The following is a 534-nucleotide window of genomic DNA, read 5'->3' on the forward strand; positions in this document are numbered from 1 at the left end:
AACCCGTCACGGCTTGGGCAGCTCGTCAACAAAATAAGCCGTGTATCGGTATCAGTCACCAAAATGCGTTTCGTTATCCAGTGCCTCTGAAGGGGGCGAGCTGGCTGGATAAATCAGTACTTGAGTATTTTGCACCATCTCAACATCAGCTTGGATTGCACTGGTATCACTTTGACCAGCCGTTGCTACCGCCCATCGTTCACACTTTGGATAACCAAGCGGATAACGATGATTTCGTGTTGGTGTATTTACCGTTTGAGTCGATTGAGGACATCTGCGACTTGTTGTTCCACTTTAATCAGCAGACGTTTATTTGTTATCACCCCGACGTGATAGAAGTAGAGAAAGTGGAGAACATAGAATTGCGTCCGCTGTGCCATACCAACTTTCAACACCATCTACATCGTTGCTGTGGGGTCATCGCCAATGGCGGTTTTGAACTGCCTTCAGAAGCACTTTCTCTTGGCAAAAAACTGCTAATGAAACCACTGGCAGGACAATTTGAACAGCAGAGCAACGTAGCCACGCTTGAAG

At 47.0% G+C, this 534-nt stretch carries 1 protein-coding gene; it reads left to right on the forward strand.

Annotated elements, in window-relative coordinates; translation table 11 throughout:
* On the forward strand, window positions 1-534 hold a 534-nt coding region (locus tag R8O11_RS30800), incomplete at both ends, for an MJ1255/VC2487 family glycosyltransferase (protein WP_318195332.1).

The organism is Vibrio sp. 1288 (assembly GCF_033344475.1).